This is a genomic window from Microbacterium sp. F01 (assembly GCF_056156365.1).
The window spans coordinates 3,751,523-3,769,412 of record NZ_CM149592.1; the positions used below are offsets into that span (position 1 = coordinate 3,751,523).

Here is a 17,890-nt window from a genome sequence, read left to right on the forward strand (position 1 = left end):
GCGGTTCCTTCCGAGATGCACCGGATGCCGGTGGCTAGAGGTTGTCGAAGGAGGTGTCGCCGCTGAGGGCGGCGAGGTGACGGATGAAGGCCTGCCGGTCCGCGGTCGGGGTAGTGATCAGCGTCTGGACGGTGGCACGCAGGTCGGTGAGCTGGTCGCTCGGGACCCCGGCCAGTGGGGCGAGGCACCAGTCGAGGTCCTCGGTGATGGTCCAGCCGGGTTCGTCGACCTCCTTGTCGGGGTGCCAGGTGAAGGCGCAGATCGCTACCCTGTACAGGGCGGCCTCGGCGGCGGCAGGGTCGAGCATGAGCGGTTCTCCGGTCGGGGTGAGGGTCATCGGTTCATTCCCATCGTGGTGTTCGGGTTCAGCATCGGATGTGGCGCGGCGGGGTCGGGGTCCAGGTGATGGCGACGCCGCGGGGGGTCGCGGTGCCGCAGCCGGTCGTTGACCTGTTTGCCGATCGCGTCCATGCGGGCGTCCTCGATCGCCTGCCGTTGTTGTCGGCGCGTCGGTTGTTGGGCGGCGAGCCATCGCCGGGATTCGGCGATCTGGCGGCGGCCGGCGTGGCTGCCATCGGTGGCGAGGGCGTGTTCGATCCGGGCGCGCTTGCTGTCGCGTTCGAACGCCGCAACCAGCTCCGGGGGCGTCCTCTGCAGCAGTTCGATGACAGGCCGCGGCTTGCGGCGCATCGCCGCGATCTCCTCTGGTGTCCGAGCCCGGGCGAAGAATGCGGCGGCGGCGGCGGCGTTGGCGCGGCGCTCTGCGGCAGGGGTGGTGTGGATCCGGCGGGGCGGGAGCCCGGCCTCGAGGCGGCGCTTCTCCCGTTCCTTCCAGGCCCGATTGTTTGCGAGTACTTTCTCCCGGTTGGCGGCGTAGTAGGCGCGCTTCTTCGCCTTGATCTCCTCGGCGTGGCCGGCGTAGTAGGCGCGTGCCTGGGCGCGTTTCGGTTCCGGGTTCTCCCGGTGCTGGGCCCGGAGCTTCGCGTTGTACTCGTCCTTGTGCGCCTCCCACCAGCGCCGCTGCGCCTTCGCACGCATCGCCCGATACCCCTCCGGATCCTCCGCACGCTTCCGCGCCTGCCACTGCCGGGTGTACTCGCGATGCTCCGCCTTGTGCGCCTCGTAGTACTTCTTCGACGAGACCTTTCTCGACTCCTTCCGGCGCCGCTCGGCAGCCTTCCGGGCACTGTCTCGCCTGCCGTACTCCCGCTTCTGCGCGAGCACCTCCTCGCGGTGCTCCGCGTCATACCCGGACCGGTAAGCGCGGACGTGCTCCTGATTCCGCTCCCGCCACGCCCGCTTCCCCGCACTGATCCGCTCCGCGTTGCGCTCCCGATAGACGCGACGCGCCTCCTTCTTTCGTTCCGCGGCGGAGCGATCCTCCTCACCATCGAACCCGGCGCTCATGCGGAGTCCTCCCTCCGAGCGAGGACAGCAGGCGCCGAACTGCCGAACTCACGAACGTCCGAACGCCCGAAGTCCGCAGACGCCGGTGCACCGCTCGCGAGCACTCCCGCACCGCCGCCGGTCACCGCCGTCGACTCCACAGCGGCGGCCCGTCCGGAAGGTCCGGAGTCCGGGAGTACGGGAGCCGCAGAGTTCGGAAGCGCCGAAGTCACGGAGCTGCGGAGTTCGTCCTCGGTCGAGCCACGCAGCCGGTCCGCGTGGGCGAGCAGCAGATCGATCGCGACACGAATCAGCGTGTTCTCCGTGATCCGCTCCGCCTTGAACCGGCGGCGCCGCATCACCCCATCCGCCAGGGCGGTCAACGCGGTGGCCTGATCGTCACGGATCCGGGCGTCCTTCCGCGCCAGCTGGGCGAACATCGGGACCGGACCCTCGCCGAGCGTCGTCTCCGCGGCGACCCGGGCGCGGGCGTCGCTCAGCCTGCCGGCGAGATCGACTCTGGCCATCATCCCCACGCTCCCGCCGGCGACGGCGACAGCAGCTGCTCGAGTTCCCGGGCAATGGCGGCGATGTCCGCGATCGGTCCTTCGGTGCGCCGGTTTCGCCGCAGGCTCGTGACCAGCTGACCCAGCACCGGGGCATCCGACTGCACTTTGTACTGCCGCAGATGCGCCTCCAGCCGCGGCACACCCAGCTCACAGTCCAGCAGCCGCTGCCACGTCTGCAGTTGATTCGGCACGCGCGGGTCGATCCGGTTCAGCACCACCCCGTGGCGCAGGTGGCGCGGTTCGATCAGCCGGCTGAGCGTGCGCAGGGTGGGGTCGACCGCGAGCGGCTCAGGGGTGACGGGTATGAGCGCGAAGTCAGCAGCGTCCAGCACCGTCTCCAACACGGCGGTGTCCTCGAGGCTGCCGGGGGTGTCCACCAGCACCACCTCGTAGTCCGCGCCCAGTTCCCGCAGCCGGCTCAGCTTGTTCGGGTGCTGGCTGCCCGCGAAATCGAACGGCAGCCCGTCGCTGGCGTTCTGCGCCCACCACACGGTCGACTGCTGCCGGTCCACATCCACCACCAGCACCCGATGCCGCCGCGACAGCTCCGCGCCCACCTGCATCGCAACGGTGGTCTTCCCGACCCCACCCTTCTGATTCGCTATCGCGATCACCCGCATGACGGACCTCCGAACTTCGAAACCGTGGAATTCAAAATTCCTTTGGCATTAGTAGACCGCTTAGGCGTATAGTTAGCAAGAGGCTTCGTGGAATGCCGATGCGGTTAGGCAAAATAAGGGGGTGAAGGTCGACGTGAAGACACTCGATGGCGAAGAAATGACGGGGCGCGCAGCCACGCAGCCAGTCGGGTCCGCATTGCGCATTGCCCCGGCGTTCGTGGCGACGACACGCGATGAGCAGGCCGGCGTGGAGACCACAATCGAGGCGATGTACAGCGCTGAGCGGGGTCGCTATGTGGTCACCGCGATCCTCAATCGGGCGATCAGCGGCGAGTTCAGCGACTACCGGCTACGCCACACAGCCCCGCAGGCGATCCTGCAGACCGCAATCCCGCGATGCATCATGGTTAAGCTCGAAGACGGACCGGCCGAGCGCTGGCTCACCGTCTCCGACCTGACGTCATCAGCGGACGGACGCATCATCCCGCCATGGATGGCTGCCGCCGTCGTCAAGCGGGGCGTCAAGGACGAACGGTGGGACGTCATCGAGATCCTCTACGGCACGGCGGCGCTCGCGGACGGGTCCCCCGTCAAGCTCATCTCGCTGGAATTGGACGTCCCGGAGCGCACCGCGCAGGACTGGATCCGCAGCGCCCGCGCGGCGGGTCGCATGGAGGGGCTGGAGTCGAATGTGGGTCGACCGCGCGCGTGACCACCGTCACGACGACAGGACAGACCGTCGTCGCGGTTGACCATGTCACCGCGGCCGCCGCGCTTGGATTGAGCCCGTCCCGGCTGCGCCATCACGTTCGACTCGGCGACATCACCCCACACTTCTCCGGCAGCAAGCCGCTCTACCTGGTCACCGATCTCGAGCGCTTCATCGAGCAGCTCCCTACCCACCCGGAGCATCTTCCGTCGGCGTGACCCCGGATGCCAAAGCGCAGAGACCACGGGCAGGGCGGTCTGTACTACCTGAAAAGTCGCGACCTCTGGCGCGGGGTCGTCGATGACGGATTCAAGCCCGACGGCAGCAGACGACAGCGGTACGTCCACGCCAAGACCCGCGAAGAGTGCGTCAAGAAGCTTCGCAAGCTCATGCAGCAGCTCGCCGAGCATGGTCAACCGCTCGACCACCGCACCCGCGTCAGCGACCTCGCCGACAGCTGGCTCGAGGAAGCCGGCGACCGCCTGAAGCCGAAGACGATGCAGGGCTACCGCTCCCACCTGGCCACGAGCATCATCCCCATCCTCGGAAAGCGAGTCGTCGCCGAGCTCCTTCCCACCGACGTACGGCGACTGCACAGCGCGATCTTCGCCCGCGGGGTCGGACCCGCCTCCGTCGCCGGCGCCCACCGGACACTGTCCGCGATGCTCGGCTACGCCGTCGAGAACGGGATGATCAATCGCAATGTCGCCGAGGCGGTCGATCTGCCTAAGCAGGCCCCTGCCGCGCGAGACTCGCTCACCCGGCATGAGGCAGCGGCACTCATCGCTCTCGGAGATCCGAGGTGGAATCTTCCCCTTCTTTCCGGTGCACGCGACGGCGAGATGCGCGGCCTTCGACACAACGATCTCGACCTGGACCACAACCTCGCCCACGTGTCCTGGAACCTCGTCGAGGTCACGTCACTCCACGGCTGCGGCGGAACCTGCGGCTTCAAGGTCGCAGGACGATGCCCGCAGCGGATCCTCGACATCGCCCCCAGCCTCGAGTACGAGCTACTCGAAGGCCGCTGGGCGCTCGTACGCCCGAAGTCTTACAAGCCGCGCGTAGCACCGCTCACGCCCGAGGTCTCCGCAGCACTGCGGACGCACATCGAGAAGGACAGCGACCCAAACCCTCACGACTTGGTGTGGCATCGACCTACGGGGAGGCCGCTCACGAATGAGGCCAGCAACACCGCCTTCCGAGCAGCGCTTGCCGCTGCCGGGATCAAGCGCCCCGCGACCACCCACTGGCTCCGCCACACCTACACGACGATGGCTGAGCACGCGGGCATCCCGTGGGTCGTGTACGCCGGCATCTCCGGCCACGGGTCCGAGGACATCTCCCGGAAGTACACACACCAGCTCGAACAAGAGGCTCGAGCCGGCATCGACACCCTCGCGAGATACCTCGCCCCGCCTGGTCAGCGTTAGTGCCGACGAATGGCGGTTTTCATCGAACTGCCCGGGTCACGTTGCGCGGTTGAAAGGTTCGTGCCAGGCGGTGGGGCGGTAGTCTCCGATTCCGAGAATGGTATTGGCGAGTTCGGACGGGTCCTCGATGCCATCGAAGCGCGGCGTCCACAGCAGCTCGATGTCAGTATCGCCGGTGAGCTCGGGAAGGATCTCGCGGAACTCGCCGTCCATGCCACCGTGGGGCAGTGCCTCGTATGCGTCGCGGTACCCCTCGTCCTCGATTCGGTCGAACGCCATGTCGATCCAGGTCCTACGCGTTGCCAACGCAATGAGCGCCTCTTCGGCGATGGTCTGTGGCTCTAGCCGAGCAAGGTCACCCGTGCGGGCGGCCTCCTCCAGTTCGGTCGCCGAGATGCCCATTCGTCGCCACCACTCGATTGGTTGCCCTCGGGTGATCTGAGGCATGCCCGCGCAGGTAAGGCACCGCTCTGGATCCCAGGGCGGAAGAGCCACGGCGCCATCCAGATCGGCAGCAATCTCCGACAGAGCGAGCCAAAGGACAAATCGGTTGCGAGGCGACATGACGCCGAGCTCTTCGTCATCGCTGCCCTCATCTGCAGTGACGAAGATGCGGAAGTTGCGGTCAGGCTCAAGTGGAGTGTCGAGAAACTCCACGGTCCAGGTAGCGGTGTGCATGGTTTCGTCGTCCGCCACCCACCCCCAGAAGGCGCGCGCGTGATTCGTCTCCCAGCGCGGGTCATCGAACAGCTCCGCGAAGTTCGTTGTCGCTGAAACTCGGCCGATGACCGATCGGCCATCAGGTAACGGCCACCACGTACCTTCACGGGTCGTAGATTCGCGATCCGCAGACAGGAGACGCGCGTGGAGTTCCACACCGAGGTCGTCGTCTAGCTTGTTCGTGATCAACAGTTGCAATCCAAGGGTGACTGCGGCGTCCGCAGCCTCAGTGATGTCAGGCGCACGCAAACTGGTCCAGAACTCGCGGATCACTTGCACAGGCAGCTCGTCGTCCGAAAGCGCAACGCTGGCGGAAGGCGGAACAGCTGCAATCGCGTCCCGGCAGGATTGTGCGACGTCGCCAGGCAGCGCCTTCAGCACGGTGGCCAGCTCCGCTTCGTCTCCGGTCCATGCCGTTCGGTTCAGCACCTCCACGAGGTGCTTGACGTCTACATCGGCGGGGGCGGTGGCGACCTGGACGGCAGTCGGAGCCGGGTTCAGGGGTTCCGAGACCAGGATCACCCGCCCTCGCCCAGCGCTCGGGACGGCAACGAACCGCGGCGGATCAGTGGGGAATTGGAAGTCAGACATGGATACTCCAGCAACAGTTGAGGGCAAACCGCGCGGGGTTTGCCAAGAGGCGTGGGGTCGCGAAAGGCGCCCGACATCGAAGTCTCATCTGCCGGCCCCGGTACAAGCGGAACTGCTCGATGGATGCCGCAATCGTACCGGTGTTGTACGAAGAGTCGCTAGCGGCTGATGGTGCGCCGAAGAGCTGTCAGGTGCGGACCGAGCGGAAAAAGAACGAAGCGCGATCCCAGTATTCGCGGTGCTCGACGATCAGGCCGTCGACAACACGGAAGACGCTGCACCCGATGCCCTCGCCGTGGCGCCACTCAAGGGTGGCCCATTCTCCGGATTCATGGATGGCACGCACTTCGAGGTCCCGGCCGTTGAGAGCGGTGCGCAAACCTCGCGCGATCTCGTCCTTGCCGACGAGCGGCGGGAACGCCGCGACGTGACGAACTGCCGTGTCGGCGTAGAGCGATAGGACGTCGTCCGTCGCGGCTTCGAGCCAGCACTGCACTACGTCGGTCGCTCCCACGCCACGAGGTTAGCGCGTGGGCCCCACGGATATCGACATCAGCGCCCGCTTCTGGAGGTTGAGCCGATATGGCGAGCGCATACCCGGCGCAATCGCCCGCGCCTGTCTATCTGATGACCGCTGAACGGGTCCAACAGCCTCGATCTAGTGCACACATAGGTGCACACATACGTGTGGTGTGCTGTGACGCCATGTGGCGTCCTCGCCATTCGAGCCATCACCCGCAGAAACAAGAAAAGCGCCGGTAAACCGGCGCTTTTCTCGAGGTTACTGTCTCAACACAGTGCGCGCCCGAAGGGACTCGAACCCCTAACCTTCTGATCCGTAGTCAGATGCTCTATCCATTGAGCTACGGGCGCATGTTGCTCGCTCTCGCGCACAACGTCGTCAAGAATACCTGACGGATGCGCGCCGCGCGAATCGACGGACGGATGCTGGATTCCCGGGCGTGTCCGCGCGCTCGAGGCCGACCCTACCCACCGTCGAGAGCGCGCAGCTGCCGCTGCAGTGCGACCTGTCGGTAGGACGTGTCGATGAGCTCGGCGAGCAGCTCCCAGTCCCCGGCATCCGGTCCCACCCGCAGGGCGAGCCAGCCGTATGCGCCCTCGTAGGGCGGCACGAAGACGTCGTCGCGCTCGAGCAGCACCGGGCGCTCGAGCTCGTCGGGGATGAACACGACCGCGGGCTCGGGTCCGACTCCGACGATCGCGAACTGCCGCTTCCCGGCGCGGAACGTGCACCGGCCGTGCGAGACCACCTCGACCGCCTCCGGGTACGCCATGCACAGCGCACGCACGCGCACCGGGAGCGCGTGCTCGGGCGGGAACCACATCGGGTGGCTCAGGGCCGCGTCGCCGTCCACACCGCGAGCGTAGCCGCGACCGCCGACGCTGTCAGGACTCGAGCTCGCTGACGTCGATGCCCGAGATGCGCGGCGAGTGCGCCGCGGGCTCGGCCGGGGACGCAGCATCCGTCTCGTGATGGCGCTTGTGCGCCGCCAGGCGCGGGAGATCGACGAGGCGGATCGACTGCATGCGAGCAGCGCGCATGCGGTCGTAGTCGGGGTCGAGCTCGGGGCGCATGCCCTCGACGCGCAGGCGGCGCTGGAGATTGGCCTCGACGTCTCCCCATGCGGCATCGCGGGACTGCTCGATGAGCGTCCGCACGACGTGCGGATCGTCGGCCATGCGTCGCAGCGCCGTCGCCACTCCGGCGTACTGACGGCCGCGCCGGCGGAGGTTGCGGGTGTCGCGATCGCGGTAGTCGTGCGTGCCGTCGGGGTCGGTGAACTTGCCCCACGCCTTCTTGCGCTGGCGCTTGACGAGCGCGGCAGCCTGCTCCTGCTCGTCGGCGAGGGCGAGGAGCGTCTCGCGCGCGAACGGCGTGAAGGCCACCACGTCGAACGGCTCGTCGTGCGCGATCGTCTCGACGAGGATGCGGTTGCGGATCGCCAGGCGCGCGGCGGCGGACGCGATGGACACGCCCTCGGCGATCGCCTCTGCGGTCTTGCCCATCGAACCTCCCCTCAAAGGCTAGCGTCCGTCGAGCCCTCCCGAGTCAGCGAGAATCGTATGCGCGGCTCGTCGACGGCGACGGCCGGACCGAGAGGCATCACATGGCGAAGCGGCCACCCCTGGACGTGCGCGGGCGCACGACCGTCATCACCGGCGCCGCCGCGGGCATGGGGGCCGACGTCGCCCGGCAGCTCGCCGCGCGCGGAGCCCGCATCGCCCTCCTCGACCGCAACGCCGACGGGCTCGCCGAGGTGGCCGCCACCCTGGACGGCACCGGGCACACGACACACGTCATCGACCTCACGGACGACGACGCCGTGGCCGCCGTGGTGGCGGAGGTCGAGGCATCCCATCCCCGGATCCAGGCGCTCGTGACGTGCGCCGGCTCTTCGATGCTCGGCGACATCGACCAGGTCACGATGGCCGAGATGCGCTGGCTCATGGACGTGAACCTGTGGGGAACCGTGAACGTCACGCAGGCGCTGCTGCCGGCGCTGCGGCGCGAGCCCGCCGCGCACATCACGCATTTGGTGTCGATCTACGGGCTCGCGGCGCCGGCCGGGCGTATCCCCTATGCGATGAGCAAGTTCGCGGTGCGCGGGTTCACCGAGTCGTTGCGGCACGAGCTCGAACGCTCGACGATCACCGTCGGCGCGGTCTATCCCGCCGGGGTGAAGACCGGCATCATCCTGCACGGCCGGTACGCCGCGGCGATCGACCCGGCGGTCGCGCAGCGCGCGGCCGCGGCGCAGGCCAAGATGTACCACACCGAGCCCGACGACGCGGCGGCGCGCATCGTCGAGGCGACGGTCCGCCGGCGTCCGCGCACGATGATCGGCCGCGAGGCGCGCCTGGTCGACGTCCTGGCGCGCGTCACGCCGACGAACTACTGGGCGCCGATGCGCCGCCCGCTGCGCGACGCGATCGACACCACGACGCCGGTGCGCTGAGGTCGGCACCCGCCCTGACGCGGGCCGGCCTCGGCGGTGCGGCACCCACGCCGCGGCGCAGCATCCGTCCGTGTATCAAGCGTCACGCTCCGAATCAACCCCCTGCAGTGCTCGGGGCCTCGCGCGTACCGTCGATGTCATCCCTCATGAGAGGAGAGATCGATGGGATTCATGGAAGACGCGAAGGAGACGGCCAAGGCCGTCGGCGAGAAGATCCAGGATGCGTGGGAAGACACCACCGATCGAGTCGGGGACAAGGTCGACGAGATGAAGGCTGATGCCGAAGTCAAGAAGGCCGAAGCGGAGCGCGACTCGGTGAAAACGCGCAACGACATCAAGGAAGACCTGCGCGACAGCTGATCCGCAGAAAGCGGAGCCGACCGGGGGGCCGGCTCCGCTTTCGCTGTGCCGCGTGTGCGAGAGATTCAGTCGATCGCGGCGATGCGCCAGGATGCGGAGACGGATGCCGCGGGCTCGATGACGATGAGACCCGCGTCGTAGGCGTACGACCCGGCGTTGAACGCATCGGGCGCGCACGTCATGGGCTCGACGGCGAGGCCGAGGCGGCTCTGCGCGGCGTCGGGCTTGTCGGCGGTGTGGATCTGAACCCACGGGCACGCGGCATCCCACGTCATCTCGACACCGAGGCCTGCCGCATCGGTGACGCGCACCGTGGCGTTGCCGTCTGCATCGCGGATGAGGCCCGAGTAGGCGTGGTCGATCTCGGCCGCCCCGATCGCGCGCGGCGAGCGGAAGTCGAAGCGCTGCGGGTCTTCGGCGTCGACCGCCACGAGCTCCGTCGGGATGAGGCGGTCGGGCGTGACCGCGAGCACCTGGGCGGCGGGCAGCTCGAGCGTCCAGCCGTCGACGCGGCCGTCGCCGGCGACGAGGTACGGGTGCGGGCCCGTGCCCCACGGGGCGGGCTCGTCGCTCTCATTGAACGCCGTCACGGACTGCGTGAGCCCGTCGGGCCCGAGGGAGAACGTCGTCGTGATGACGAGGCGCCACGGGAAGAACGTGTGCGGCTGGATGACGGCCGCGAGGGTCACGTGGTCGGGGCCCTTGTCGATCGCCTCGAAGTCGAGCCAGGTCGCCAGACCGTGCAGGGCGTGCGAGCGCGCGGGCTCGGTGAGCGGCAGCTGGAAATCGCGGCCACCGAACGAGTAGCGCCCGTCGACGACGCGGTTCGGCCAGGGTGCGAGGGTCGCGCCGCGGTGCGCGGGGCGCACCTCGTCGGCCTCGAAGGGCACGACGAGGTCGCGGCCGCGATAGGTGAGCGAGCGGAGCGTCGCGCCGACGCTCGCCACGACGGCTTCGTAGTCGCCGGCGCGCAGGGCGTGCTGGGTTCCGGATGCGGGGGGACGTGCCATGTGAGGCTCCTTGCGGATCGGGGATGCCGCCAACCAGAGTAGCGGCGAGGTTCGGGGCGCCTCGAACCCAGGGGTCGAGGTTCGGCGCGCCCGGAACCGGCGGTTCGCGCCCGATTCCCCGGGTTCGCGCCTCGAACCCGGGGAATCGGGCCGAGACCGAGGGCGATGCCCCCGGTCTCGCGCGGAATCCCCGGTCTCGTCGAGACCGGGGATTCCGGGTGGGATCAGAAGCCCTGGGCGAGGCGGTAGTACGCCTGGTTCCAGCGGAGCTCCCGCTGGAACCCGCGCACCGTGGTGTCTTCGTCGATCACGACGAGCTCGGTGGCGGCGATGTCGGCGAAGTCGCGGAACACCTCGATACCGACCGCGGTCGTCATGACGGTGTGGTGCGCGGCGCCGGCGGCGAGCCAGCAGGCGGCGCTCGTCGCGAAGTCGGGCGCGGGCTCCCACACCGCGCGGCCGACGGGCAGCTTCGGCAGGTCGGGGGCGTCGACGTTCTCGACGACGTTGGCGACGAGGCGGAAGCGGTCGCGCATGTCGCTCATCGCGACGACGAGCGCGGGGCCGGGGTCTGCGGTGAAGACCAGGCGCACCGGGTCCTCCTTGCCGCCGATGCCGAGCGCGTGCACTTCGAGGCGAGGCTTGGCGGTCGTCAGCGACGGCGACACCTCGAGCATGTGCGCGCCGAGGATCCGCTCGCTGCCGGGCACCAGGTCGTAGGTGTAGTCCTCCATGAGGCTCGCACCGCCGGGGAGGCCCGCACCCATCACGTTGGCCACGCGCACCAGGATCGCCGTCTTCCAGTCGCCCTCGGCGCCGAACCCGTAGCCCTCGGCCATCAGGCGCTGCACGGCGAGACCGGGCAGCTGCTTCAACGCGCCGAGGTCCTCGAACGAGGTTGTGAAGGCGCCGAACCCGCCCTCCTCGAGGAACGACCGCAGGCCGAGCTCGATCGCGGCGCCGTCGCGCAGCGACTGGTGGCGATCGGCGCCCGGCAGCAGCTCGTCGGCGACGTCGTACTCGGCGAGGTAGACCTCGACCAGCGCGTCGATGTCGTCCTCGGTGGCAGCCTCGACAGCGGCGACCAGCTCGTTCACCCCCCATGTGTTGACCTGCACGCCGAACCGCAGCTCGGCCTCGGTCTTGTCACCCTCGGTCACCGCGACGTAGCGCATGTTGTCGCCGAAGCGCGCGAGCTTGAGCGAGCGCGAGGCGGCCCAGCCGGCGGCGGCGCGCTGCCAGTCCTCGACCTGCTGCAGCACGGCGGGGTTCGACACGTGACCGACGACCGTCTTGCGCGCGACGCCGAGGCGCGTCTGGATGTACCCGAACTCGCGGTCGCCGTGCGCGGCCTGGTTGAGGTTCATGAAGTCGAAGTCGATGTCGGCCCACGGCAGCTCGACGTTCGCCTGCGTGTGCAGGTGCAGCAGCGGCTTGTGCAGCGCGTCGAGGCCGGCGATCCACATCTTCGCCGGGCTGAACGTGTGCATCCACGCGACGACGCCGATGACCTCGTCGCGGGCGTTCACGTCGAGCGCGAGGCGGCGGATCGAGTCGGAGTCCTTGAGAACGGGCTTCCACACCACCTTGACGGGAAGGCCCTCGAGCCCGGCCGCGACGGCCTGGGACTGCTCGGCGACCTGGCGGAGCGTCTCTTCGCCGTAGAGCGTCTGGCTGCCGGTGACGAACCAGATCTCGTAGGCGTCGAGCGTGGTGGACAGTGGCGTGCGGGTCATCGTGGGTCCTTCGTGGGTCAGAGGGCGGAGACGGCGGCGGCTTCGACGGCGAGGCCGGCGCGATAGCGGTCGAGGTAGGCGGCGAAGCCCGCGACGTCGGCGGGATCCGGTTCGGCGGTCGCGATGGCCGCGTCCGCGAAGACACGGTCGTCGAGATAAGAGGCGAGGGTGATCCCGGATGCTGCGGCCGCAGCATCCGTCATCGCCACGGCCCGTGCGTACGCGGCGAGCACCGCGATGCCCCACGCGCCGCCCTCCGAGGCGGTGTCGCCGACCGACACCGGAGCGCCGAGCGCCCCGGCGAGGAAGCGCTGCGCGACGCCGGCGGTGCGGAACATGCCCCCGTGCGCGAACATGCGGTCCAGCGCCACGCCCTCGTCGTCGAGCACGCGCATGCCGAGCGCGAGCGTGCCGAAGACGCCGTACAGCTGGGCGCGCATCGCGTTCGCGAGCGTGAGGCGGCTGTCGGGGGTGCGCACGAACAGCGGGCGGCCCTCGGTGAGCCCGGCGATGGGCTCGCCGGCGAGGTGGTTGTAGGCGAGCAGTCCGCCGGCGTCGGGCTCGCCGTCGAGCGCCTCGCGGAACAGGGTCTCGTACACGGCGTCGTCGGCGAGCGGGGTGCCGGCCGCCTCGGCGAAGCGTGCGAACATGCCGGCCCAGGCCGCGAGTTCGCTCGCGCCGTTGTTGCAGTGCACCATCGCGACGGTGTCGCCGACGGGGGTCGTGACGAGGTCGAGCTCGTGGTGCACCTCGGCGAGCGGGCGCTCGAGCACGACCATCGCGAAGATGCTCGTGCCGGCGCTGACGTTACCCGTGCGCGGGGCGACGGCGTTGGTCGCGACCATGCCGGTGCCGGCGTCGCCTTCGGGAGCGCAGAACGGGATGCCGGGGCGCAGGGCGCCGGATGCGTCGAGCAGCGCCGCCCCTTCGGGCGTGAGCGCACCCGCGGGCGCGCCTGCGACGAGCGATGCGGGCAGGAGCTCGGCGACGTGCGCGACGGGCAGCCGTCCGGCCGCGAGGGCGTCGTAGCGAGCGAGGAGGTCGGCGTCGTAGTCGCGGGTCGCCGAGTCGATCGGGAACATGCCCGAGGCGTCGCCGACGCCGAGCACTTTCTCGCCCGTCAGCTTCCAGTGCACGTAGCCCGCGAGCGTGGTGACGAAGCGGATGTCGGCTACGTGCGCCTCACCGTCGAGCAGGACCTGGTGCAGGTGCGCGATCGACCAGCGGAGCGGGATGTTCACCCCGAACGCGTCGGTGAGCTCGGCCGCAGCCGCACCGGTGTTCGTGTTGCGCCACGTGCGGAACGGCGCGAGAAGCTCGCCGGCGTCGTCGAACGCGAGGTAGCCGTGCATCATCGCCGAGACGCCGATCGCCCCGAATGTGTCGGGCGCGACACCGTGGCGCTGTTGCGCGTCGGCGACGAGGTCGGCGTACGCCGCCTGGAGTCCCGCCCACACGTCGTCGAGGGTGTAGGTCCAGCGGCCGTCCTCGTACCGGTTCTCCCACGCGTGCGAACCGACCGCCAGCACGGTCGCCGGGTCATCCGCGTCGACGAGGCACGCCTTGATCCGCGTCGATCCGAACTCGATGCCGAGCGCGGTACGGCCGTCGCGGATGGCCTGGGCCGCAGCATCCGTCATCGTTCGTCCTCCGCGTCACGACGCTCGTCCGAGGACTGGCCGTAGACGTTCTGGTACCGGTCGTAGAGGCTGTCGATCGCGTCCTGCGGGATGGGGATGAGCGGGCCCGCCTCACGCGCGTAGTGCACCGTGCGGGCGACGTCCTCGACCATGACGGCGGCCTTCACCGCGTCCTTGGCCGAGACGCCGATCGTGAAAGGTCCGTGGTTCTGCATCAGCACCGCGCGCGAGCGGTGGCCGGTGAGCGTCTGGACGATGCCGCGGCCGATCGAATCGTCGCCGATGATCGCGAACGGGCCGATCGGGATCGGGCCGCCGAATTCGTCGGCCATCGCCGTGATGACGCACGGGATCTCCTCGCCGCGCGCGGCCCACGCGACGGCGAACGTCGAGTGCGTGTGCACCACTCCCCCGACCTCGGGCATGTTCCGGTACACGTAGGCGTGCGCCGCGGTGTCGCTCGACGGGCTCCGCTCGCTGCCGAGGCTCCCCGGCACGACGTTGCCGTCGAGATCGCACAGGATCATGTTCTCGGGCGCGAGGTCGTCGTAGCTCACTCCGCTCGGCTTGATGACGAAGAGGTCGGCGCCGGGCACGCGCCCCGACACGTTGCCGCCGGTCCAGACGATGAGGTTGTAGCGGACGAGCTCGGCGTGGAGCTTGGCGACATCGGCGCGGACTTCGGCGATGGATGCCTCGACCTCAGGGCTGAACGTCAGGGCCGGCGTCGCCGGTTCAGGGCTGGTCACGGGGTCCTCCGTCGGGTCTCGTGTGGTGTCGGCGCACTCGGCCAGCATCGATGTTACCGGTAACATCGATGCTTGCCAACCTCGCGCCCTGCTCAGGGGACACGACACGCGGGATCGACGCGCACACCCCGCGGGTTGCGCCACCCGAAGGGCGCGTGCCCCCCGCGCGGGTCAGCGGGGCGGGGCGGTGGACGTGCGCACGACGAGACGTGGCGGAGCGGGGACGGATGCCGCCTCCCCGAGCACCTCGGCGACCGCGCGGCGCGCCTCCCCGCCGAGGTCGAGACCGACCGTGGTGAGCGCAGGACGGTAGTACGCAGCATCCGGATTGTCATCGAAGCCCACGATGCTCACGTCGCCCGGCACGTCGACACCGGCCGCGCGCAGTCCCGCGATGAGTCCGAGTGCCATCTGGTCGTTCGCGACCGCGATCGCGGTCGGGCCGCCGGGGGCGCGCAGCGCGGCGGCGATCTCGGACGCCAGCGCGGCGCCCGACCCCGCCGTCCAGTCGCCGCTCCAGCGTCGGCCCGGCTCGATCCCCGCGGCGGCGATCGCCCGCAGCATGCCCGCCTCGCGGGAGCGCGCCTCGAGCCATTCGTCGGGGCCGGCCACGCGGCCGACGCGTCGATGCCCGAGGTCGAGGAGGTGCGAGATCGCGAGCGCAGCGCCCGCCTCCTGCTGGTCGGCGCCGGGGCCGGTGTGCAGCGCCGCGATCGCGACGCCGGGGTGGGCCTCGACCAGCGCGGTGAGCGTCGCCGCGTGGGGCGCGAGCACGATGAGCCCGTCGACCCCCTGCGCGAGCAGACGGTCGGCCGCGTCGCGGACGGATGCCTCGGCCGAGGCATCCGCGTACGCCGTCGCGATCCATCGCCCGGCATCGCGCGCCGCCGCCTCGAGCGCCGCGATGCCCACGGCGGGTCCGTACAGGGTGGCGTCGGAGGCGATGACTCCGAGCGTGCGCGTCGTGCGGGTGCCGAGGGTGCGGGCGGCGTTGTTGACGCGGTAGCCGAGGTCGCCGATCGCCTGCAGAACGCGGGCGCGCGTCTCGGGGCGGATGTTGGGCTGATCGTTGATGACGCGCGACACCGTCTGCGTCGACACACCCGCGGCGCGCGCGACCTCGCGCACCCCCACCCGGGCGCCGGGCGCCGCGTCGCTCTCGTCCATCGCGGCAACCTTAGCCCTCGCGCCCCGGTCCTCTCGGCGCAGTGGCAGGCTGGAGTCATGCGCATCGCCCTCACCGGTTCTTCCGGCAAGCTCGGCACCGTCGTCGCCCGGGAACTCCGCGCGGCCGGGTACGACGTCATCGGCATCGACGTCGTCGGCACCCGCGGCCCCGACTTCGTGCAGGTCGACCTCACCGACTACGGCCAGGTCGTCGACGCCCTCTCCGCTGTGAACGACCGCCACGACGGGTTCGACGCCGTCGTGCATCTCGGCGCGATCCCGGCCCCCGGCATCCGTTCCGACGTCGCGACGTTCCACAACAACATGAACGCGACGTTCAATGTGTTCTGGGCGGCCGTGAGACTCGGCATCCATCGCATCGTCTACGCGTCGAGCGAGACGGTGCTGGGACTCCCGTTCGACGTGCCGCCGCCGTACATCCCGGTCGACGAGGAGTATCCGCCGCGCCCCGAGTCGGTGTACTCGCTCGTGAAGACGCTCGAGGAGCGCATGGCGGTCGAGCTGGTGCGCTGGCACCCCGACCTGTCGATCACCGGCCTGCGGTTCTCGAACGTGATGGTGCCGGAGGACTACGAGACCTTCCCCTCGTACGACGACGATGCACTGAAGCGCAAGTGGAACCTCTGGGGCTACATCGACGCGCGCGACGGCGCGCAGGCGGTGCAGCGCGCACTCGAGGTCGCGCCCGCGGGCTTCGAGACGTACATCATCGCGGCTGCCGACACCGTGATGTCACGCCCCAACGCCGAACTCGTCGCCGAGGTCTTCCCCGGCGTCGAGACCCGCGGGTTCGGCGAGCACGACACGCTCCTGTCGATCGACAAGGCCCGGCGCGTCCTGGGCTACCACCCGCAGCACTCCTGGCGGGATCACGTCTCGGGCTCATGACCGACGACCCGCGCCTCGCTGCCGCCCGCTACCGCGCGGCGCATCGTGGCGCGGATGCTGATGACGGAACGGATGCTGCGCCCCAGGGCTCGCAGGCGGCTCAGGCGTATTCGGCGGCCGATCGCGCGGCGGTCGTCGAGACGGCGATCCAGCAGGCGATCCGCCGCGGCGAGTTCGACGACCTGCCCGGCGCGGGCAAGCCGATCCCCGGCCTCGGCGAGACGCACGACCCGGACTGGTGGATCCGCCGCAAGATCGAGACCGAGCAGCTGACGGGCCTCGGCCCGCCGGCGCTGATGCTGCGGGTCGAGAACACCGAACTCGACGCGAAGCTCGACGAGCTCTCGCGCGAGGGCGACGTGCGCGAGGCCCTCGAGGACTTCAACCGCCGCGTGATCGAGGCGCGGCGGCAGCTGCTGGGCGGCCCGCCGGTCGTGACACCCACGCGGGATGTCGACGCCGAGGTGGTCGCGTGGCGCGCGCGCCGGCACGCTGGCGACGTCGCTGCTCTGTCGGAGACGGATGCCGCGCCCGCGCGTCGCCCGTGGTGGCGGCGTCCGCGGGGCGCGTAGCGGGCGCGGCGGTCGGCCTCACGGGTTCGGGTTCGTCGCCCTGCCGTCGAGCCAGAGCGTGTTCGACGGGTCGGAGTGAGTGGTGTCGGTGCCGACGTGCTTGTCGCTGATCTGCGGCCCCTTGGTGATGACGTGCACCACGGCCATCGCGTGGCCGCGGCCGAGACCGTAGTCGGCCGCGAGCCACTCGACGATCGGCGTCGCCTTGGTGTTCTCGTCGAAGCCCTTCTCGTGCGCCTTCTCGATGAGCTGACGCGGCGTGAGGCCGGTCTTCGTCTCGATGTTGTCGAGATATGCCTGGAACGACATGCGGTTCTCCTCAGCTGCTGGTGGACGGGATGTCGAGCACTCCAGGAGCATCCTGCCACTCCTGGATGATGCGGTCGGAGGCGTGGATGCACAGCACCCGCAGCCGCCCCTCGCCGCAGTTCTTGAAGCCGTGCCACGCTCCCGCCGGCGCGGTGGCCGTGTCGCCGGCGACCGCGTGGAGCGTCTCGCCGTCGATCGTGATGCGCGCCTCGCCCTCGAGGAGCACCCACGTCTCGGGGTATGGATGGCGGTGGATGTCGGGCCCCTGCCCGGGCTCGTTGTCGACGAAGAAGTACGACACGCCCGCGCCGTGCTCGGCGCCGATGAAACGGCGCAGCGTGCCCGTGCCGACGCGGGTGTCCGCGGCGTGGACGATGTCCGGGATCGCGATGCTCATGAGGTGCTCCGTCCTGTCGGTGTGATCTCACCCTC

The 17,890-nt window shown here is 69.7% G+C and carries 22 protein-coding genes and 1 tRNA gene; 7 read left to right on the forward strand and 16 right to left on the reverse strand.

What is annotated here, in order from left to right; translation table 11 throughout:
* Positions 1–34 precede the first annotated feature (34 nt).
* From ACVN90_RS17270 to ACVN90_RS17285, 4 genes are read right to left on the reverse strand one after another with little or no spacing between them, the layout of a single operon-like run.
* Complete coding sequence (locus tag ACVN90_RS17270; RefSeq protein ID WP_475099432.1) at positions 35–337, reverse strand: hypothetical protein; 303 nt, start codon at positions 335–337, stop codon at positions 35–37.
* Positions 334–1,407, reverse strand: coding sequence for a hypothetical protein (locus tag ACVN90_RS17275; protein ID WP_475099433.1), 1,074 nt, complete (start codon positions 1,405–1,407; stop codon positions 334–336). The genes ACVN90_RS17270 and ACVN90_RS17275 overlap by 4 nt, the downstream gene beginning before the upstream one ends.
* Positions 1,404–1,913: a hypothetical protein gene (locus tag ACVN90_RS17280; protein ID WP_475099434.1), complete on the reverse strand. Its 510-nt coding sequence runs from the start codon at positions 1,911–1,913 to the stop codon at positions 1,404–1,406. Before ACVN90_RS17280 ends, ACVN90_RS17275 begins: the two co-directional genes overlap by 4 nt.
* A complete protein-coding gene (locus tag ACVN90_RS17285; protein WP_475099435.1) occupies positions 1,913–2,575 on the reverse strand; it encodes an AAA family ATPase in 663 nt (220 codons plus the stop codon). The genes ACVN90_RS17280 and ACVN90_RS17285 overlap by 1 nt, the downstream gene beginning before the upstream one ends.
* 121 nt (positions 2,576–2,696) lie before the next feature.
* On the opposite strand from ACVN90_RS17285, the gene ACVN90_RS17290 reads away from it, so the two are divergent.
* Genes ACVN90_RS17290 through ACVN90_RS17300 form a run of 3 tightly spaced genes read left to right on the forward strand, consistent with a single transcriptional unit; the run spans position 2,697 to position 4,717 of the window.
* Positions 2,697–3,287, forward strand: coding sequence for a hypothetical protein (locus tag ACVN90_RS17290; RefSeq protein WP_475099436.1), 591 nt, complete (start codon positions 2,697–2,699; stop codon positions 3,285–3,287).
* Positions 3,284–3,502: a helix-turn-helix domain-containing protein gene (locus ACVN90_RS17295; protein ID WP_475099437.1), complete on the forward strand. Its 219-nt coding sequence runs from the start codon at positions 3,284–3,286 to the stop codon at positions 3,500–3,502. The genes ACVN90_RS17290 and ACVN90_RS17295 overlap by 4 nt, the downstream gene beginning before the upstream one ends.
* A gap of 6 nt (positions 3,503–3,508) precedes the next feature.
* A complete protein-coding gene (locus ACVN90_RS17300; protein ID WP_475099438.1) occupies positions 3,509–4,717 on the forward strand; it encodes a tyrosine-type recombinase/integrase in 1,209 nt (402 codons plus the stop codon).
* 36 nt (positions 4,718–4,753) lie between these two features.
* Here ACVN90_RS17300 and ACVN90_RS17305 read toward each other — a convergent pair whose 3' ends face one another.
* The 5 genes from ACVN90_RS17305 to ACVN90_RS17325 form a co-directional block, all read right to left on the reverse strand.
* Positions 4,754–5,959: a hypothetical protein gene (locus ACVN90_RS17305; RefSeq protein WP_475099439.1), complete on the reverse strand. Its 1,206-nt coding sequence runs from the start codon at positions 5,957–5,959 to the stop codon at positions 4,754–4,756.
* A gap of 256 nt (positions 5,960–6,215) precedes the next feature.
* On the reverse strand, positions 6,216–6,542 hold the full coding sequence (locus ACVN90_RS17310; RefSeq protein WP_475099440.1) for a nuclear transport factor 2 family protein: 327 nt from the start codon (positions 6,540–6,542) through the stop codon (positions 6,216–6,218).
* A gap of 286 nt (positions 6,543–6,828) precedes the next feature.
* A tRNA-Arg gene (locus ACVN90_RS17315) sits at positions 6,829–6,901 on the reverse strand.
* 113 nt (positions 6,902–7,014) lie between these two features.
* The gene (locus tag ACVN90_RS17320) at positions 7,015–7,404 is read right to left on the reverse strand and encodes an MmcQ/YjbR family DNA-binding protein (protein WP_475099441.1); all 390 of its coding nucleotides are present in this window, start codon (positions 7,402–7,404) and stop codon (positions 7,015–7,017) included.
* A gap of 31 nt (positions 7,405–7,435) precedes the next feature.
* Complete coding sequence (locus ACVN90_RS17325) at positions 7,436–8,056, reverse strand: asparagine synthase (protein WP_475099442.1); 621 nt, start codon at positions 8,054–8,056, stop codon at positions 7,436–7,438.
* A 101-nt stretch (positions 8,057–8,157) separates the two neighbouring features.
* Here ACVN90_RS17325 and ACVN90_RS17330 point away from each other — a divergent pair, with 101 nt between their 5' ends.
* Both ACVN90_RS17330 and ACVN90_RS17335 read left to right on the forward strand, forming a co-directional pair.
* The gene (locus tag ACVN90_RS17330) at positions 8,158–9,006 is read left to right on the forward strand and encodes an SDR family NAD(P)-dependent oxidoreductase (RefSeq protein WP_475099443.1); all 849 of its coding nucleotides are present in this window, start codon (positions 8,158–8,160) and stop codon (positions 9,004–9,006) included.
* 171 nt (positions 9,007–9,177) lie between these two features.
* Positions 9,178–9,366: a hypothetical protein gene (locus ACVN90_RS17335; RefSeq protein WP_475099444.1), complete on the forward strand. Its 189-nt coding sequence runs from the start codon at positions 9,178–9,180 to the stop codon at positions 9,364–9,366.
* Positions 9,367–9,431: 65 nt separating this feature from the next.
* Here ACVN90_RS17335 and ACVN90_RS17340 read toward each other — a convergent pair whose 3' ends face one another.
* The 5 genes from ACVN90_RS17340 to ACVN90_RS17360 form a co-directional block, all read right to left on the reverse strand.
* Positions 9,432–10,376, reverse strand: coding sequence for an aldose 1-epimerase family protein (locus ACVN90_RS17340; RefSeq protein WP_475099445.1), 945 nt, complete (start codon positions 10,374–10,376; stop codon positions 9,432–9,434).
* A gap of 224 nt (positions 10,377–10,600) precedes the next feature.
* Positions 10,601–12,112, reverse strand: a complete 1,512-nt coding sequence (araA, locus tag ACVN90_RS17345) for an L-arabinose isomerase (protein WP_475099446.1) — start codon at positions 12,110–12,112, stop codon at positions 10,601–10,603.
* A 17-nt stretch (positions 12,113–12,129) separates the two neighbouring features.
* The gene (locus ACVN90_RS17350; protein WP_475099447.1) at positions 12,130–13,752 is read right to left on the reverse strand and encodes a xylulokinase; all 1,623 of its coding nucleotides are present in this window, start codon (positions 13,750–13,752) and stop codon (positions 12,130–12,132) included.
* Positions 13,749–14,501 carry an L-ribulose-5-phosphate 4-epimerase gene (locus ACVN90_RS17355; RefSeq protein ID WP_475099448.1) on the reverse strand — a complete coding sequence of 251 codons (753 nt, stop codon included), beginning with the start codon at positions 14,499–14,501 and terminating at the stop codon, positions 13,749–13,751. The genes ACVN90_RS17350 and ACVN90_RS17355 overlap by 4 nt, the downstream gene beginning before the upstream one ends.
* Positions 14,502–14,672: 171 nt before the next feature.
* Entirely contained in the window at positions 14,673–15,668 is a 996-nt protein-coding gene (locus tag ACVN90_RS17360; RefSeq protein ID WP_475099449.1) for a LacI family DNA-binding transcriptional regulator, read from the reverse strand.
* Between the two features lie 57 nt (positions 15,669–15,725).
* Between ACVN90_RS17360 and ACVN90_RS17365 the strand changes: the two genes are divergently transcribed.
* Positions 15,726–16,577, forward strand: coding sequence for an NAD-dependent epimerase/dehydratase family protein (locus tag ACVN90_RS17365; RefSeq protein WP_475099450.1), 852 nt, complete (start codon positions 15,726–15,728; stop codon positions 16,575–16,577).
* Positions 16,574–17,149, forward strand: a complete 576-nt coding sequence (locus ACVN90_RS17370; RefSeq protein ID WP_475099451.1) for a DnaJ family domain-containing protein — start codon at positions 16,574–16,576, stop codon at positions 17,147–17,149. Before ACVN90_RS17365 ends, ACVN90_RS17370 begins: the two co-directional genes overlap by 4 nt.
* Before the next feature lie 18 nt (positions 17,150–17,167).
* On the opposite strand, the gene ACVN90_RS17375 is transcribed toward ACVN90_RS17370, so the two are convergent.
* A complete protein-coding gene (locus ACVN90_RS17375) occupies positions 17,168–17,458 on the reverse strand; it encodes a DUF4287 domain-containing protein (protein WP_475099452.1) in 291 nt (96 codons plus the stop codon).
* 10 nt (positions 17,459–17,468) lie between these two features.
* Entirely contained in the window at positions 17,469–17,855 is a 387-nt protein-coding gene (locus tag ACVN90_RS17380) for a cupin domain-containing protein (RefSeq protein ID WP_475099453.1), read from the reverse strand.
* Positions 17,856–17,890: the final 35 nt, after the last annotated feature.

Coding starts and splice junctions, on each gene's coding strand:
- ACVN90_RS17270 (WP_475099432.1), bottom strand. CDS start 337: ATGACCCTCACCCCGACCGGAGAACCGCTCATGCTCGACCCTGCCGCC.
- ACVN90_RS17275 (WP_475099433.1), bottom strand. CDS start 1,407: ATGAGCGCCGGGTTCGATGGTGAGGAGGATCGCTCCGCCGCGGAACGA.
- ACVN90_RS17280 (WP_475099434.1), bottom strand. CDS start 1,913: ATGGCCAGAGTCGATCTCGCCGGCAGGCTGAGCGACGCCCGCGCCCGG.
- ACVN90_RS17285 (WP_475099435.1), bottom strand. CDS start 2,575: ATGCGGGTGATCGCGATAGCGAATCAGAAGGGTGGGGTCGGGAAGACC.
- ACVN90_RS17300 (WP_475099438.1), top strand. CDS start 3,509: ATGCCAAAGCGCAGAGACCACGGGCAGGGCGGTCTGTACTACCTGAAA.
- ACVN90_RS17325 (WP_475099442.1), bottom strand. CDS start 8,056: ATGGGCAAGACCGCAGAGGCGATCGCCGAGGGCGTGTCCATCGCGTCC.
- ACVN90_RS17330 (WP_475099443.1), top strand. CDS start 8,158: ATGGCGAAGCGGCCACCCCTGGACGTGCGCGGGCGCACGACCGTCATC.
- ACVN90_RS17335 (WP_475099444.1), top strand. CDS start 9,178: ATGGAAGACGCGAAGGAGACGGCCAAGGCCGTCGGCGAGAAGATCCAG.
- ACVN90_RS17340 (WP_475099445.1), bottom strand. CDS start 10,376: ATGGCACGTCCCCCCGCATCCGGAACCCAGCACGCCCTGCGCGCCGGC.
- araA (WP_475099446.1), bottom strand. CDS start 12,112: ATGACCCGCACGCCACTGTCCACCACGCTCGACGCCTACGAGATCTGG.
- ACVN90_RS17350 (WP_475099447.1), bottom strand. CDS start 13,752: ATGACGGATGCTGCGGCCCAGGCCATCCGCGACGGCCGTACCGCGCTC.
- ACVN90_RS17360 (WP_475099449.1), bottom strand. CDS start 15,668: ATGGACGAGAGCGACGCGGCGCCCGGCGCCCGGGTGGGGGTGCGCGAG.
- ACVN90_RS17365 (WP_475099450.1), top strand. CDS start 15,726: ATGCGCATCGCCCTCACCGGTTCTTCCGGCAAGCTCGGCACCGTCGTC.
- ACVN90_RS17370 (WP_475099451.1), top strand. CDS start 16,574: ATGACCGACGACCCGCGCCTCGCTGCCGCCCGCTACCGCGCGGCGCAT.
- ACVN90_RS17375 (WP_475099452.1), bottom strand. CDS start 17,458: ATGTCGTTCCAGGCATATCTCGACAACATCGAGACGAAGACCGGCCTC.
- ACVN90_RS17380 (WP_475099453.1), bottom strand. CDS start 17,855: ATGAGCATCGCGATCCCGGACATCGTCCACGCCGCGGACACCCGCGTC.